11 protein-coding genes are annotated in these 16,677 nt (G+C 46.7%); 4 read left to right on the top strand and 7 right to left on the bottom strand.

Annotated elements, in window-relative coordinates; all coding sequences use genetic code 11:
* Positions 1-190: 190 nt before the first annotated feature.
* Positions 191-2,902, bottom strand: a complete 2,712-nt coding sequence (locus MKY44_RS02690; RefSeq protein WP_341009767.1) for an S-layer homology domain-containing protein — start codon at positions 2,900-2,902, stop codon at positions 191-193.
* A 363-nt stretch (positions 2,903-3,265) separates the two neighbouring features.
* Between MKY44_RS02690 and MKY44_RS02685 the strand changes: the two genes are divergently transcribed.
* Together MKY44_RS02685 and MKY44_RS02680 are read left to right on the top strand one after the other, a co-directional pair.
* On the top strand, positions 3,266-5,587 hold the full coding sequence (locus MKY44_RS02685) for a helix-turn-helix domain-containing protein (RefSeq protein ID WP_341005943.1): 2,322 nt from the start codon (positions 3,266-3,268) through the stop codon (positions 5,585-5,587).
* A 384-nt stretch (positions 5,588-5,971) separates the two neighbouring features.
* Positions 5,972-7,510, top strand: coding sequence for an extracellular solute-binding protein (locus MKY44_RS02680; RefSeq protein WP_445670631.1), 1,539 nt, complete (start codon positions 5,972-5,974; stop codon positions 7,508-7,510).
* 96 nt (positions 7,511-7,606) lie between these two features.
* On the opposite strand, the gene MKY44_RS02675 is transcribed toward MKY44_RS02680, so the two are convergent.
* The 6 genes from MKY44_RS02675 to MKY44_RS02650 all read right to left on the bottom strand — a co-directional run bounded on the left by MKY44_RS02675 (position 7,607) and on the right by MKY44_RS02650 (position 14,732).
* Complete coding sequence (locus tag MKY44_RS02675; protein ID WP_036607453.1) at positions 7,607-7,846, bottom strand: YezD family protein; 240 nt, start codon at positions 7,844-7,846, stop codon at positions 7,607-7,609.
* A 156-nt stretch (positions 7,847-8,002) separates the two neighbouring features.
* The gene (gene cysW / locus MKY44_RS02670) at positions 8,003-8,878 is read right to left on the bottom strand and encodes a sulfate ABC transporter permease subunit CysW (protein WP_341005941.1); all 876 of its coding nucleotides are present in this window, start codon (positions 8,876-8,878) and stop codon (positions 8,003-8,005) included.
* Positions 8,879-8,945: 67 nt separating this feature from the next.
* Positions 8,946-9,782, bottom strand: a complete 837-nt coding sequence (gene cysT / locus MKY44_RS02665; protein ID WP_127547780.1) for a sulfate ABC transporter permease subunit CysT — start codon at positions 9,780-9,782, stop codon at positions 8,946-8,948.
* A gap of 87 nt (positions 9,783-9,869) precedes the next feature.
* Positions 9,870-10,949: a sulfate ABC transporter substrate-binding protein gene (locus MKY44_RS02660; RefSeq protein WP_341005940.1), complete on the bottom strand. Its 1,080-nt coding sequence runs from the start codon at positions 10,947-10,949 to the stop codon at positions 9,870-9,872.
* Between the two features lie 482 nt (positions 10,950-11,431).
* Complete coding sequence (locus MKY44_RS02655) at positions 11,432-13,309, bottom strand: rhamnogalacturonan lyase (protein ID WP_445670630.1); 1,878 nt, start codon at positions 13,307-13,309, stop codon at positions 11,432-11,434.
* A 367-nt stretch (positions 13,310-13,676) separates the two neighbouring features.
* Positions 13,677-14,732 carry a lactonase family protein gene (locus MKY44_RS02650; RefSeq protein WP_341005939.1) on the bottom strand — a complete coding sequence of 352 codons (1,056 nt, stop codon included), beginning with the start codon at positions 14,730-14,732 and terminating at the stop codon, positions 13,677-13,679.
* A gap of 235 nt (positions 14,733-14,967) precedes the next feature.
* Here MKY44_RS02650 and MKY44_RS02645 point away from each other — a divergent pair, with 235 nt between their 5' ends.
* Both MKY44_RS02645 and MKY44_RS02640 read left to right on the top strand, forming a co-directional pair.
* On the top strand, positions 14,968-15,828 hold the full coding sequence (locus MKY44_RS02645; protein ID WP_341005938.1) for an AraC family transcriptional regulator: 861 nt from the start codon (positions 14,968-14,970) through the stop codon (positions 15,826-15,828).
* 145 nt (positions 15,829-15,973) lie between these two features.
* On the top strand, positions 15,974-16,657 hold the full coding sequence (locus tag MKY44_RS02640) for an S-layer homology domain-containing protein (protein WP_341005937.1): 684 nt from the start codon (positions 15,974-15,976) through the stop codon (positions 16,655-16,657).
* Positions 16,658-16,677: the final 20 nt, after the last annotated feature.

Below are 16,677 nucleotides of genomic sequence, written 5' to 3'. Positions count from 1 at the left end.
AGTAGGTTTGAAGACACGATCTTAATTCTGCAAGTCTGTACGCAAAAAGGGCTGAAACTACATTGTAGCTTCAGCCCTTTTCTATATTACTAATTTTGTCTTGCGAAGAATGATCGTAAAGTTATTCTGTCATCGAAGTCGCATGTGTGACATTCTTTAGTTCACTTTATATCATGCATAATTACTTCACTTATTTGGCTACAACATGTGCAATGACACGACCATTTTCGTACGTGACCGTAACGTCATAACCATCTGCCGTTACACTGTCGAACTCACCTGTAATTCCATTAGCCGTGATTAACATAATATCTTTGGAACCTTCAATCTTATAGTTGGACAAGTCCAGTTTGAGACTTCCTCCATCAATATAGAGTTTTCTGCCTACGTTCAGCTGACTGTTGTTGTCAGCCACTACCAATTCCAACGTACCGTTATCCATGGTAAAGTTTCTATTTAAGTTGAGTGCTCCGTCGACATCAACGACAACTGTTCCATTTTCTACATACAGATCACCTGTACCAAAAGCAGCTGCAGATTCAGCTACCAGTGTTCCTGCTTGCAGCAACGTTCCGCCAGTATAGCTATTTTTCCCTGTCAATGTAAGGGTTCCTGTTCCCTTTTTCGTGAGCATTCCACTACCGGTGATATCATTTCTCCACCAGTCTTGTGCATTGAAGCGCCCTTTGGAAGCGTCCATATCCACAGTTACATTGTTCAAGAATGCACCGTACCCATCCGCTGCCGTGACCAGATCAATTCTACCCCAGCCCTTGGATTCATCCAGTACAGGATATCCAGAGTCAATGGATGTTGTATACAATACTTGTCTGCGTTGCTCATCTGTTAAATACGGTTGACGTGTTTCTAACAGGGCTTCTGCTCCTTGCGGTACAACTGGAGCCAAACCTTTGGTTCCGGTTTGTGGTAAACCGTAAGTCATCTTTTCTCTATAGAAGGCTTTATTGGCATCGTGATCTTCCCATTTGTGTTCATCGTAAGCACTCTTGAACGTGTAATCCTCTGTTACGGTATGTGCATACTCATACAGACTCATATTTTTTTCCTTGGCTGCAGCTCCAAATACTTCTCCTGCATTCTCATAACCTTTCTCTAACACATCTTTGTTCTCAGCCTGATTAAGTGCATATGCAGCCATGGCTGTGGATTGTATTCTTCCTCCTATAACATCAAGCGGTGAGTGCATCCCCGTTACGATTCGATTCTCGCCCAACTGAGCTGCTCTCGTTAACAATTCAGAGAATCGTTCTGGTGTAGCGTATGCCAAAGGAAATACGGATAAGTAAGCTGCACTGGTATGTCCGCTCGGAAATCCGCCATCTTTTCCTCTTCCATCCTCAGCGATTCGTTTGACATACGTTAACGCAGGAATAAGCTTAACGTTGGTTTCGTATTGCTGGTAATGTTTTTCTCCTGTTGACTTGGTTCCGCCTGAAGCCAAAGGTACTTCTTTTTTCTCACCTTCGCCCAAGGTTTCCCATACAGGCAGTCCTTTGCTGTCAACAACTTCTTTCACTTCTCCATTGGAATTCATTCTCCACGGTCTAGGGGAAGAGTAGAAATATTTAGAAGGATTAGATGAGGCAGGAATTTTGAATCGAACCAGATCAACTAAATGGACCAAGTCTGAAAGTTCCGTCTTTGCTTCCCAATCTCCAATGCCTTGGCTTTCATCTTCCACTGTTTCTTCGGTCAATACCACATTCATCTCGTCCACCGTTCGTTCAACGTTTGTCTTTGGCTTGATGATATCTACATACGTATTAGCCAACGGACCAAAGCCCTCCATCACGCTATAGATCTTATCTCTTTGGTCATCATAATAGGCTGCCAATGTCTCTTCACCTGTGCGATTTTGCGTGACCTTTTCTACATATTTGATATTGGCTTCCCAAGTTGCTTTGTTTCGGATCTCTTCATTTGCATATGTTTTCTGATCAGCGACAGCTACGGTTGGATCATTCTTAAAGCCGTCATAGTATGGAGTCGGTCCATCTCCATACTTTGCATTCTTTCCGTCAGCTCCAATTTTAGTTGCCGCTGTTCCATCTCTCCAATCCGCTTGGTTCATGGACCACACTTGATCAAAACCGTCCAAAATATCAATAAACGGATTGGTTTCCGCAATATTTTTCAAGGTGTCGTCTCCGGCATTGGCTCCGTGTTTCACGGCGGACAACCGAGCTTCATCTGCTGGGGGATTAACATTCAGTACGGTTGCCGTTCCTTTTGGCTTAGCTGGTTTGGCAGCTGTAGTAGCATCTGTTTCCACAGCCTTAACGAGCGCAGACACCGCTTCGGCACGCGTAATGGAATTAAGCGGTTTGAAGCTTCCATCTGCATAACCAGAGATAATTTTCGCTGCTGCCGCTCCACCTACAGCTCCCTTACTCCACGCCGCAATAGACGATGAATCGCTAAATACATTCGCTGCTGTTTCATTTAACTCCAGATTCAAAATACCAGCGATCACTTTAGCTGCTTCTTGACGGGTGATCGGATCTTGCGGCTTCATTGTGCCATCGGTGTATCCATCTATATATCCATTCGCATTTGCAATAGAAATTGCTTCGTAATACCATGCACTCTCAGACACATCGTTAAAGGTAATTTTAGCTTGTCCGGAATATCCAAAAGCACCGTTTACCAAATTCATAAATTCTGCTCTGGTAATATACGTATTTGGTTTAAATGAATGATCCAGGTAACCTCGAATTAATCCTTCATCACCCCATGCTTGAATATTTGCTTCCGCCCAATGTCCCTTAATATCAGAGAACTGAATCTTCTGATCGGCTGCAAAACTCTTCTCTGCAAATGTCGGACCTACCATAGACAACATTAGAAGTAATGCCAGTGACTTTTTAAGTGGTTTTCTCATGGCTTGCAAATACACGCTCCTGTTATGGTAAATTATTTTTTTGCTTCTGCATCTGCAAATGAGTAAGAAAGACTCTATACAGATGTCTGATCTGCCGTTACTGTAGCATTAGGGAGCGTTTCGCATCTATAGAACAAATTCCGTTTTATATCAAAATCGTACGTTCCGGAGCTTATATCCAAGAAAAATAGAGTTAGATACTACATTTATCAATTAAAATACCTACTTTTGTAAACGCTTTATTAACTGAAAGTAAATTATGGAGTGGGAGTTTGTTAAATTTCGATCAACATGATTTCTAGTCCTCGGCCTGCTATATAATGATGAAGTTGTTTAGAAAAGAGACATGAAGGGGGAAAAAGAATGCATAAGCCATTTCAATCTGTAAGATCCAAGATGGTTCTTTCCTACCTTGCTGTCGTTCTTGTCATTGCGCTTCTTTTCGGCTCCATTCTATACCTCTTCTTCTCCCATCAATACAGCAAAGAGATTCGAATCAATAATCAACTTTCGCTGAAAAGCACTGTCAATTATATTGAGAGCTCCGTGATCCAGAAGGTGAATCAGGTCTATCTGTCCCTGGCACTCGGTAATGCAGCAAGTATCGATTTAGATAGCTTAAAAGGAAACCATAGCAAAATCCTGGACATCGAACAGTCCCTCAAAAATATGGTGCAAAATTATTCCGATCTCATTGAAGCTATTCATGTGTACGATACGAAGAACCACTTCATTGTCTCATCTGTATATGGGCTATTGCTCTATGAAGACACGCCTTCGAGTGTGGATCATACGACGGATTGGATTGCTGCGATGAAAGAGACTCCAGAAAGCTCCCTATGGATGAAGACTCGCATGGTGCCTCAGGATATTTATATCGAATCACGGGAACAAGGCAAGATGAGTCCTCTAATTTCCTATGTCCATAGTTACCCGTTTCAATCGTCTGGACAAGACAGTAAGGCCATGATTGCGATTGATATCAAAGAATCAGCGATCAGTCAGATCATTAAAAATATGCTCCCTGCTGACTATGCAAATACATTAATCATCGATCAGGACGGAACTGTCATATCTGCCGCGGACAAAACGTTAATAGGCAGCTCCACGGAGGAGAATCTGACGCAGTCGCTGCTCACCTTTCATACTTCAGATGAGAGCTTCACACCTGTATTTAACTATGACTCTCATGTCGTTACCCAAGATCAATTTAAAGGAAATGCATGGAGAATCTACACAACCACACCTAATGAAAGCTTCTATTATAAATTGGATAGCTTGAAGGAGATTTCGGTTCTTCTCTTTTTATTGGCTGTTGCGGTTGGGATAGCGATGTCGTCCATCTTTACTAGGGCCAACTATAGTCCTCTTAAACGAATCATGAATAACATCAAAAGCCGGATGGATAGCCCAACCAGCTTAAAGCAGGACGAATATCGGTTCATTGATACAACGTTTAACAGTCTGTCCAATAAAGTTGATAGTCTTGAAGAAACCTTACAGGCCAATCACAAAATGATTAAGCATAGTATTATGCTCAATATGTTAAATAACCGATTTACACCCGAGGAACTTACGGAACAGCTCCAGTCTGTTCACATTTCAATGGCCTACTCTCGCTTCCGTTGCATCGTCATTGACCCCGTCAATGAGAAGTGGAAGGATCTGCAGCCACGACAGTTGCAGCATACGTTGTATACGATGATCCAGCAACTGGAGATCGCAGAAATGGATGGAACTCAACTGCTGGCAGAGGAATTGCAGGATCACAAAATAGCAGTAATCATCTGTACCAACCAACCCGAAGAACCGCTCTCTGATCACATTGTAGACTTTATTCACGCTGAGGCGAGCAGCAGATTTGGTCTGGAATTTGTACTATCGTTAGGCGGATGGGTAGAGCACTTCACGAAGATTCACACAAGCTATCATCAGGCGAATACCCTGATTCGATACAGCTACTTCTTTCCCGAGCAATCTGCCATTCAGGATCTTGATCTTCTGAACAGGGAAGCCAGCAGTTTGGAGATTCCGGAGTCATACCTCGTAAACTTTGAAAAGAAATTGCAGACTCGGGATGTGCAAGGTACGGTCCAGGCCATTCAGGAATTGGTCGCGACAATAAAGGAAGGCCCCTATTCCGCCGAATACAGCCGGATCATCTTATTAAAAACGGTATCTATTTACGCTGAATGTATTAATCAGGTGCGCCTGCAACCCGCTGAGGCGAGTTCATTGAATATGTACAAGCAATTTTCTTTGTTCTACAATATCAACCGCTATTCGGAATGGATGATTCATCTCGTGACCGAATTTGTGATGCAGATGGAGAAGCGAAGTGAGGTACGAAGTGTGGATACCATCTCGGCTGTCAAAGCCTATATTCACGAGCACTTATCGGGCGATCTCACGCTGGATCATGTCTCAGAGCAAGTATTCATCAGCCCTAAATATCTCAGTAAACTTTTCAAGGAAGAAACTGGGATTGTTTATTCCGAATATGTTACGAATCAGAGAATGGAACGCGCACGGGAACTCATGACACAACGTGAGATTACGGTTGAGCAGGTCGCAAGTACGGTCGGTTACCGTACCCCTGCTTATTTTATTAAGAAGTTCAAAGAAATTCACGGCTGTACGCCAAAAAACTTCATGCGCAGTCTAATGGAACAGGGATCTATATAGGGTCAATTAGGAATATTTACACGGACACTCCGATGACAGAACAACCTTCCGATCGCTGTTATTCCCAGATTTCTTTGATCCCTTTTCTAAAAGGGGGAAATCCGGGAATAGCGTATGCTTCCGATGCAGCTTTCTTTCAGAAAGCTTTTAGGCGTAGCGTATGCTTTCGAAGTAGTTTTCTTACAGAAAACTTGTAGCTTCGCTCTTTCAGGTTCTTTCTGTCCTCTCCGTTATTGTGTAAATGTTAAATTGAACCTATTTAGAATTAGGAAAGGAGCTGCTATGAACCTTAACTTGTCAAGAAAGCTATGGCTATATTCCGCAATGCTTCTCCTTCTCGTATTTACAAGTGGGTGTACCTTTTTAGGGAGAGAAACAGCACAAGTGCAACAGCAGGACCATCTAGCAAGCGCTGAGAAGGATACAGCACCGCAATATACGATATCCTGGACCATGCATCAAAATATCCCTGTTCCTGAAGACGCGGAGATGATTGCATATATTGAGGATCGGTTTGATGTCGATCTGCAGGTGTGGAATCTTGAGAACAAGCGGTACGAGGAACTGTTGGACCTGGAGCTTGCTCAAGGGAAAATACCGGATCTGTTCCGGATCAGACAACCGCATGATCTGCTTAAATATCAAATGCAAGGGGTCTTAGCGGAAATCTCCCCGGAAGTCCTTGAACAATATGCGCCAAATATCGTACAGCGAATTCGCGATTATGATTCACGTTACCTAGAGTACGGAAAAATAAACGGCTCCTTATATGGAATTCCGGCCATTAATCAGACCAACATCTATCGAACCCCTGTTGTATACCGAGAGGACTGGCTTAAGCAGCTTGGTCTGGAGGTGCCAAAGACATTAGATGAATTTGAAACGGTTATGTATGCTTTTGCCAAAGATGATCCGGACGGAAATGGTAAACAAGATACGTATGGCCTATCCAGAGAGGGCTTAAATGTCGTGTTTGGTGCCTTTGGACAGTCCGTTTTCACCGAGCAACTGTATTTTAATGAAAAAAACAACCAACTTGTGATCGGTGCTTTGGAGCCTGAGATGAAAAAAGCCCTGACTTATATGCAAAAGTGGTATCGGGACGGGATTATCGACCCTGAGTTTATAACCGGCGAAAATAAAGGCGGCTATAAACATCTATCCCATACTTTTATTAATGGAAAAATTGGGATGACCTCGATGGGCAACTATTATCATTGGAATCAAGAGGGAGACTACAGTGTCCTTAATGAAAATGGCCAAGAAACCCCTGTAGGAGCCTCGTTCAATGTTAATGAGCTGTTACAGAAGAACGCAACTGCAGAGGTTGTATTTGGTTCTCCTGTTATTGGCCCTGATGGACATAGCGGTTCAAAAGGGAACAATCTGCTGATGAATTTTATTGCTATAGGTGCTGAGGCTGCGAAGGAGCCGGGAAAACTGGAGAGAATTTTGGAGATACTCGATTATGTAAGTGCCAACCCCGATCCGGAGGAGCAGATCAAAATGGAGTATGGCCTTCCAGGAAAACACTGGAATTGGAGCGCTGAAGATTCAAACTCGTTCCATTTACTTTACCCATACAACAGAATGGAGAATTATATTAATATGATCGGCTCAAGTATCGGCATGACGGTTCCAGGTACACCCTCGGACAAACGTGAACAGTGGGCTGCATCTGCAGGGTTGACGGAGAATGGTATCTATAATCGCCTGGAGGTTGCAACCCCTGCCCTGATTCAATATTCATCTGAATTGATTCGCATGAGAGATAGAGCATACATCTCCATCATCACTGGCGATCAGCCTGTGGGGTATTTCGATACCTTTGTGAAAGAATTCATGGATGCAGGTGGGCAACAGGTATTGCTTGAAGCGAATCATTGGTATAAGGAGCATATGGAGACAAGTCGCGCACAATAAGTAGGAAGATCTGGAACATGCACTTCCCATGAGTTTCTGAAAAGTATACATTTGTGTGTTTCTATGCACCTATCTTCGCTTCCCTCACGTCACTCTCTATCCCTTTGCACTCGCATTTGATCCGCGTAGTGAACGGGCTGAACTGCTTCGTGCCGTGCTTCCGGATTTGGAGGCGCTGCCTGAGGGCGTGTTTTCAAAACGCTTGCGTTCGGTCCGCTCCATCTGCACAATCTGACCTTCGTGCACCACGATATGCAAAGAACCAAACTCCATGTCATTCAGCTGTCCGGCAATTCGGTCCAACCATACCTCATCCACTTTTAACGGCTTAGCCATAGAGCCGCCTCCTCTTCTCGGGCTATTGCCCGCCATATTCCTAAGTACGCTGTCATCCAACGGATTTATAAATCATTCTTATCCAACCTATATACTTGGTTTATACATTAGCAGGGCTTCCAGTAGCTGTCAATCTGTATTTTCTTCTTCTCATCATCACTTTTCTGAAACGGCTTTGTATCCAAGCCAGCTCTTGAGCAGCAACGTGGCGAGAGCCAGAATCAGGAGCAGGGATGCTACGGCAAACGAAGCCGAGAATTGATATTCGTTATACAAAATCTCCACATGAAGTGGTAACGTATTGGTCTCCCCGCGGATATGTCCGGACACCACAGATACGGCTCCGAACTCACCCATAGCACGAGCATTACACAGAATAATGCCGTACAGCAGCCCCCATTTGATGTTGGGCAAGGTTACACTCCAGAAGATTCGCCACCCGGAAGCACCCAGCGTAACCGCTGCTTCTTCTTCCCGGGTTCCCTGGTCCTCCATTAGTGGGATCAACTCCCTGGCTACGAACGGGAAGGTAATAAACAGCGTTGCAATCACAATGCCTGGCAGCGCAAAAATGATTTTGATATCATGTTCGGACAGCCACGGCCCAAACCACCCATTCGAACCAAAGACCAATACAAAGATCAACCCGCCCACCACAGGCGAGATGGAAAAGGGAAGATCAATCAGGGTGATCATAAGTCCCTTGCCCTTGAACTGAAACTTGGTAATGACCCATGCAGCGGCCACACCAAATATCGTATTCAGCGGCACTGTAATCGCCGCAACCAATAACGTGAGTTTCAGTGCAGACATGGCATCCGGCTCGGTAAGAGCAGCGATGTACACACCCCAGCCTTGCTTCAAAGCCTCCATGAGCACAATGGCCAGTGGCAAAATAAGCAGCCATATGAGTACCAGACTCGCCAGTCCAATCAATAACCATTTGACCCATGGAGCTTCCGTTGTTGCACGGTTCGTTCCGCGGCCAGCTCGTACGGGTGGAACAGGACTCAGTGGGACAGAACCCGCCATATGCTGCACCTCCTTTGGTTTGGGTGAGTGACGTCTTTTAATATCCATATTCCATCATGCTTCATCGTCATGCTCTGCCCGCCTTCCGGCTCCAACGTTGCAAGGAATTAATGATCAGCAGCAGGATGAAAGAAACCAGAAGCAACAGCAAAGCTACAGCTGTAGCGCCTGCATAATCGAACTGCTCCAGCTTGGCCATGATCAGCAAGGGAGCAATCTCCGTTTTCATCGGCATATTACCTGAGATAAATACAACCGAGCCATATTCGCCAATGCCCCGGGCAAAAGCCAGCGCAAAACCCGTCAGCAACGGTGGAATCAGATCTGGCAACAGAATCGTGCGGAATATCCGCCATCTTCCTGCCCCCAGTGTGGCAGCCGCCTCTTCCACCTCAGCCTCCAACTCCTCCAACACCGGTTGCACCGTGCGAACTACAAACGGAATTCCGATAAACATCAGCGCCAGTGTAATCCCCGCCTGTGAATAGGCGAGCTTGATGCCCAAAGGCTCTACAAACTGCCCAATCCAGCCATTGCCCGCATAGATCGCCGTAAGAGCAACCCCTGCTACCGCTGTCGGCAAGGCAAAAGGCAGATCAATGACCGCATCAAACAGCCTTTTGCCCGGAAATTCATACCGAACAAGCACCCATGCCAGGAGTAACCCCAGCACGAGATCAATCAGCGCCGCTGCACCTGCGGTCAGGAAGCTGACCTGGAAGGAAGCCAGCACCCTGGGATTGGTCGCAACCTCAATCATGGTTGCCCACGTCAGCCCTGTGGAGTTAAACAACAGCGCAGCCAGTGGAATAAGTACAACCAGGCTTAGGTAGAACACACTGTAACCCATCGTTAATCCAAATCCCGGCAATGTGCGTCTCCGCGCCACAACCACCTTGCTCATGCACGTTCATCCTCTCTGCCTTCAGCCGGTAAGGCTGGTTGGCCGCTCACAGCGCGATTGATCAGGTGTTCATTGAACAGAGCAACCTTAGCTGCCTGGAACATAGATCTGGTCGAAGATACCGCCGTCATTAAAATGTTTGGCCTGAGTATCCCGCCATGTACCGAATACATCTTTCAACGTGAACAGCTCAAGTGCCGGGAACTGATCTTTGAATTTTTCCTCCACGCTGTCCAGCGTTGGGCGGTAATAATTTTCAGCGGCAATCGTCTGTCCTTCTTCACTGTACAAATATTTCAGATAGGCATCCGCCACGTCGCGGCTTCCTTTTTTGTCTGCATTTTTGTCCACAATTGCAACCGGTGGTTCAGCCAAGATACTAACCGATGGCACGACAATATCGAATTTGTCCGGACCCAACTCTTTTACCGATAAGAAAGCTTCATTCTCCCAAGCAAGAAGCACATCCCCAATGCCACGTTCAACAAAAGTTGTCGTAGATCCGCGAGCACCCGAATCCAGCACAGGCGCATGTTTGAACAATTCACCAACAAATTCCTTCGCCTTCTCTTCATCATTGTTATTATGCTTAAGGGCATATCCCCATGCCGCCAGATAGTTCCAGCGCGCCCCGCCGGACGTTTTGGGATTCGGGGTGATGACTTGCGTATCCCCTTTGATCAGATCATCCCAGTCCTTGATGCCTTTTGGATTACCCTTACGTACAAGGAATACAATCGTAGAGGTATACGGAGAGCTGTTATGCTCGTATTTGTCCTGCCAACCTTCATTAATCAGACCTTCATCTTCAATCGCATCAATATCGTATCCCAATGCCAGTGTCACCACGTCCGCATCCAGTCCGTCAATAACAGAACGACTCTGTTTACCCGATCCCCCATGGGACTGCTTGATGGTCACTTCCTGGCCTTTCTCTTTCAACCAATGCGCCGCAAACGCTTTGTTATATTGCTCATAGAGTTCCCGCGTTGGATCGTAGGAAACATTCAGCAGTTCGATGGCCTTGGCCCCTTCTGTACCGCCTTCCGCTCCCCCCGATGTTCCTGCCGCACTGGATCCGCCGCTATCCGATCCGCATGCTGCCAGAACTCCTGTTAATACCAGTGCCAGACCAACCAAAATACCCTTATGAATTCTCTTTTTCATAAATAACACTCCCCCGATATAGATCTGCATGACTACCTCAGGCCGGCTGAACAGGATCGAACGCCCCGTAAAAAAACAAGAAGACGGAGGAACCCACGCGCACTTCTCCCCATAAAGTCATGCCGGCTTAAGGCCGTGCATGCTCCATCTGAAAAGGATGCGCTGCGGTGTTCCTCCGTCTATACGGTGAGAACGTTATTCTGTTCAGGTTGCATGGTTGCATCTGTCTGTAAAATGACCGTTTTCACAATGAAAACAGATTCATTTTTATTATTCCTACCTGTTTAGTAAGTTATATACGTATAATAAAGGCAGTCTATATACCTGTCAAACGTTTTTTCCGATTTTTACCGTATTTCTGGGCTATTGGCAAAAAAAAGAGGAACAACGAACCATCGTCCGTTGTTCCCTTCAGCGAATCCCATGCTTCGCTGGCTATTGTAAACATAAACGGAATTGGACGGCCACACCTTGTCCATTCCTCATCTGCCCGCATACCGGATATTCGGTACCGGTGGTGTGCTCATGCCTTCTCCCAGATAAAAACCGGTGTGTGGCGGTTGATTGTAGGCTACATTTTGCCAAGCGACTCCAAGACGGTACACCGGATCATGCATCAGCGTATAGATGCGTTTGTCCGTAACTGCTGTTGTGGTATAGATCCGCAGCGCCGAACTGTCATTCGTCCGCCACACGACTTCCTCTCTCCAGTCCCCGAACAGATCCGCCTGCAGATTCGGCGTAGATTTGGTTCCGTTGTTGGAAGAAACGCCGGATGCGGTGAGCAGGTTCATCGTTGTGCTGTTGGCATAATTCCACTTGTCGATTCGGTTGCTGTCCAGCAGTTCACGGAGCAAATCCCCATCCCACCAGATGCCAAAATTCGTGGAGGACGGTAGGGTTGTCCCGAGTTTCTGCCCTTTGGCCGTATACAGACTGCCGTCTGCCCATACTTCAGCGCCTTTATATCTTGGATCGATATCTGCCGCCATGCCGCGTCCAATATCCTTCGTTGTTTTGACTCCCCAGATTAACTGGCCTGTACCTGCATCCCGGAACTCCACTCCGGCATTGGATGGCGTCTCATGAACCTGAAATACCTCAAGTCTAGGGCGGTCCGGGTCGAGGTCACTCAAATGCATGGCATCGCCATGATGAAGTCCTGTTGTGTACAATCCTTTGCCGTTGTCATCCACCGCCATGGCACCATAGACGATCTCGTCTTTCCCATCCCCATCCACGTCCGCCACGCTCAGATTATGATTCCCCTGCCCAGCATAACCTGAATTGCCAGAGGTATTGGAATCAAATGTCCATTGTTTGGTCAGCTGTCCATTACGCCAGTTATAGGCCACGAGCACACTGCGCGTATAATACCCGCGAGCCATGACCAGACTTGGGCGCTCCCCATCCAAATAGGCAATGGCGGCAAGGAATCGGTCCACCCGGTTGCCATAGTTATCTCCCCAGTCGGACACATTGCCGCGCGCCGGTTCGTAGTTCACCGTGGAGAGTGCTTTGCCGGTCTGCCCATTGAAAACCGTCAGGAATTCGGGGCCAGATAATACATAACCGCTGGAATTGCGGTAATCCTTGCTTGCATCACCGATGACCACGCCAGTGCCATCCTTGGTGCCATCGGCTGTTTTCATCGCAACCTCGGCTTTGCCGTCACCGTCGAGATCATACACCATGAACTGGGTGTAGTGAGCGCCGGCACGGATATTTTTGCCCATACTAATTCGCCAGAGGCGTGTTCCATTTAATTTGTAGGCATCGATAAATACTTCCCCGGTATAACCACTCTGGGAGTTATCCTTGGAGTTGGAGGGGTCCCACTTCACAATCAATTCATACTCACCATCACCATCCAGGTCACCTGCACTGGCATCGTTGGCACTGTAGGTGTAGGCTACTCCATCGGGCGTTGTCCCACCTGCGGGTACACTGAGCGGTACAGATAGATAGTTATTGCCCCATACGCTTGCTGCCGCTGAAGCAGCCTGCTCCGCTCCACTGACTACAGCGCGAACCGTATATTTGGAACTGCTTGTCCCGCTTGCATCCTGAAGGTTGGTGCTGCTTGTTATGGGCGTAGCGTTCACCTTGGTTCCATCTCGATAGACATTAAACGATACATTCGATCCTTCCGTTCCCAGAAGCCGCCAACTGACAAACACACCTGTCCCGGTCTTCACAGCCACCACACCGCGATCCAGATATTCCATCTGCCTTGCTCCCGCTGCATGTGTTATTGACGGGTTGCCCAATCCAAGCGAAGTGACCAGTAACGCGGAACTCAACAACGATACTCCGGCTGTACGTAATGTGCGCTTCCACAATGATGATCGATTCCCCATAAACAATTGCCTCCCCAATTGTATTGGTAAGCCCGATGCCCTTGTAGCGCCATCTTTTTATGTAAGCGCTTTAATATATTCATTTTAAATTAAACATATAATTCCATCTATAGGTCTAATTTAGTGATTAAAGGTTCGTACATAAAAAAGCCGAAGGATTTCTCCTTTGGTTAGCCGTTGCCCATTCTTCGAATTGCTTCAGTCGACTGGAATCACAATCAACTAAATCACGGATATGGGACGATTCCCATGTTCTCATAAAAAGACTAAAAAAAACTGTAAAACCATGTGTTTCTCCATGATTTCACAGCTTATAGGCCACTTTTCAGATGTAATATTCCACATTTACTTCACCGTATTACAACTTTTATACCACGGGAGCAATACATACCGGACGAGGCAGTTCCAGCTTGAACCCGTTATGCGTCAGACGTCCGTCTTCTTCACTGATCTGGAAACCTACGAGGTTATTGCTGTCCTGATTCGCCACAACCAGAATCCCACCAGGCAAAATATTAAAGTTACGCGGTGTCTGCCCAATCGTGGACGTCCACTCTACGGCTTCCAACTCACCGCTCTCCTGATCAATATGATAAAGTACGATGCTGTCATCTCCCCGATTGGATGCATATAGGAAACGTCCACATGGAGATACACGGATGTCTGCAGCCGTCCCCTCTCCTTTGTGCCCTTCTGGAAGTGTGGAAATGTGCTGTACCGTAGTGAACTCTCCTCTGCGCTCATCGTACAGGAATGCCGTAACCGTGTTGTCCAATTCGTTGATTACATATGCCCACTTCGAGTTGGGATGGAACACAAGATGCCTTGGCCCTGCGCCTGGTGGCTGATCCATCTCACGATGGGTAACCAGACGTCCCTCTTCCAACCGATACACAATAATCTGATCCAGACCGAGGTCACATACGACAGCATACTGTCCGGACGGATCGGGTTGAATGGAGTGTGCATGCGGCCCTTCCTGCCGTTCTTCGTTGATTCCACTTCCCGTGTGCTCCACCCATGCACTCATCTCACCAAGCGTCCCCTGATCACCAACCGGGAATACATTGACACTGCCGCTGCTATAGTTGGATGAGAACACCCACTGACCATCCGTGGAGACAGACACATAACATGGAGAAGCCCCTCTGGTCTGTTTTCGATCCATCAGGTGCAGCTCACTCGTTGCCGCATCTCTCCGATAGACCAACACCTCTCCCTCGTCCGTCTCACTCGCCACATACAGACAGTTTCCATCCGGGCTTAGCGCCAGATAAGACGGATTATCCACACCATCCATGTGATTGACGATCCTCATCTCTCCTGAATCCGTATTCAACGCACATAGGAATATTCCTGGTTCATCCGCTGAAGCATACGTACCTGTATAGAAAAGCGTTTCCTGAGTTGTGACTGGTTCCATAACTAAATCTCTCCCTTTTCCTATATATTCACTGTTCTGATTCTTCCCACTGGTATGTACTTACCCAATTTACGGGCAACTGCTTCACTTCCTGTAACGTGGCTTTCTAAATCGAGAACACCTCCGGTGAGCGCTCTCATATCTGTCATTGACTCCCTTATCGCCTCTCACCATAATACAAAGTATGAGACCTAACAACAGACCACCCCTACAGCGTAAATCTGACGGATTTCGTATGCAAAAACTCATTGTGCTTCCGGACTCCCTGCTGCAAGAAACCGCAGCTTATCCGGTCACGTCCGGATTATACGTTACCGATATCGGTTACTTTCACGAAGCGGAGCATCATTACCGTGACCGTCCCGATGGTTGTGAATCACACATTCTGATGTACTGTGTCCAAGGCACAGGCTGGTATACGATGGATGGCAGCAAGACATATGATGTCAGCCCGGGAAACCTCGTTATATTGCCTGCACATGTTCCTCATGTGTACGGAGCCAACGCAGCTAAACCATGGAGCATCTTCTGGATTCATCTGCGCGGGGAACACGCTTTATCCTACATAGAACCCTTGTTAACTCATCATATTACTAACATGCCACCGGCCAAGGCTCAAAAATGGCTTGAGCTGTTCCATGAATGTTACGGCGCGTTAGAGACGGGTTACTCCATGCAGACGATGACGTATGCCTCCCAGATTATCGGTTATATGCTTGGTATGCTCGCTTATGGACCGGAGACGACAGGAACAGATGGTGGGATCGTGAGCAGCAAACGTGCGGCCGAACAATCCGTTCAATATATGCTGGAGCACCTGGAGAACGGAATCACCCTCAAGGAACTGGCGGCACACGCCCGGCTGTCTGTCCCTCATTACTCACAGTTGTTCAAGCAAGCTACGGGGCATTCGCCCATCGATTATTTCCTGCGGCTGAAGATCCAGCATTCCTGCCGCTATCTGGATTTTACCGATTGGACTGTGAAGCAGATCAGTTCCGAGCTTGGATTCAAGGACCCGTACTATTTCTCCCGTCTGTTCAGCAAAATGATGGGACGTTCACCCACGGATTATCGAAATAAATCCAAAGGATAGATGCAGTGCCTTCACTTAAGCCTTTCAGAATCCTCATGAATTCAATTGGCAAATTCCAGCAACCTTTTGAACAGAAGGGTCGTCTATAGGGGCAAATAACTTTTATATAAAGGGATCATCCCTGGAAAAGTGAGGCGAACCTATCATGAAAAAAAATATACTGGCTACATTAACTGCGGGAGCTCTGCTCACGCTGTCTCTAAGTGCAGGCCCGATCAACGCTGCGCAGGCCCAATTCACGGATATTCAAGGTATCGCAGGAGCAGACAAAATTGAATCCCTCCATAAAGATGGATTCATCAAAGGTGTGAGCGACAGCTTGTTCAAACCTGAACTGGAGTTAAATACCGCTCAGGGCATTCAACTGATTGCGGACGGACTGAATCTGAATCTGGACACGATTCGTTTTATCAAAATGCCGCTGCCAAGTGACCACTTCTCTCATGTAAAAGATGGCGTATGGTATAGTGATGCATTTATCCGCGCACAATATAATGGCATTCAGATGTCACAGGATATCGATCCGTCCAAACCGCTTACTCGTGAACAATTCACACTGTTCCTGATGCAAGGCATCGAGGCCAAAGGCGGTCTGCCGATGATTAATATCAAACCTGTGGATATTACCGACGAACAGGAGCTTACGCCAGAGTATCAAGGTGCCATTCAGCGTTCACTCGTTCTCAAAATCAATGAACTGGATGCCGACGGAAACTTCAATCCCAAACAAACGATTACTCGCGCCGAAGCAGCAGTGATGGTGTATAACGCAATCGAGTACATGGAATCGTTCCATGCACCACAAATCCCGGAAACACCTGAGAAGTAATATTTCCTTGGTGGAAGCTA

This window comes from Paenibacillus sp. FSL R7-0026 (assembly GCF_038004485.1).
Taxonomy (GTDB): domain Bacteria; phylum Bacillota; class Bacilli; order Paenibacillales; family Paenibacillaceae; genus Paenibacillus; species Paenibacillus xylanexedens_A.
This window is presented reverse-complemented; position numbering and strand designations above follow the sequence as displayed.

Excerpts from the sequence above, each read along its gene's own strand:
- MKY44_RS02690 (WP_341009767.1), bottom strand. The coding sequence starts at position 2,902 with ATGAGAAAACCACTTAAAAAGTCACTGGCATTACTTCTAATGTTGTCT.
- MKY44_RS02685 (WP_341005943.1), top strand. The coding sequence starts at position 3,266 with ATGCATAAGCCATTTCAATCTGTAAGATCCAAGATGGTTCTTTCCTAC.
- MKY44_RS02675 (WP_036607453.1), bottom strand. The coding sequence starts at position 7,846 with ATGGCTAAGCCGTTAAAAGTGGATGAGGTATGGTTGGACCGAATTGCC.
- cysW (WP_341005941.1), bottom strand. The coding sequence starts at position 8,878 with ATGGCGGGTTCTGTCCCACTGAGTCCTGTTCCACCCGTACGAGCTGGC.
- cysT (WP_127547780.1), bottom strand. The coding sequence starts at position 9,782 with ATGAGCAAGGTGGTTGTGGCGCGGAGACGCACATTGCCGGGATTTGGA.
- MKY44_RS02660 (WP_341005940.1), bottom strand. The coding sequence starts at position 10,949 with ATGAAAAAGAGAATTCATAAGGGTATTTTGGTTGGTCTGGCACTGGTA.
- MKY44_RS02655 (WP_445670630.1), bottom strand. The coding sequence starts at position 13,309 with ATGGGGAATCGATCATCATTGTGGAAGCGCACATTACGTACAGCCGGA.
- MKY44_RS02650 (WP_341005939.1), bottom strand. The coding sequence starts at position 14,732 with ATGGAACCAGTCACAACTCAGGAAACGCTTTTCTATACAGGTACGTAT.
- MKY44_RS02645 (WP_341005938.1), top strand. The coding sequence starts at position 14,968 with ATGCAAAAACTCATTGTGCTTCCGGACTCCCTGCTGCAAGAAACCGCA.
- MKY44_RS02640 (WP_341005937.1), top strand. The coding sequence starts at position 15,974 with ATGAAAAAAAATATACTGGCTACATTAACTGCGGGAGCTCTGCTCACG.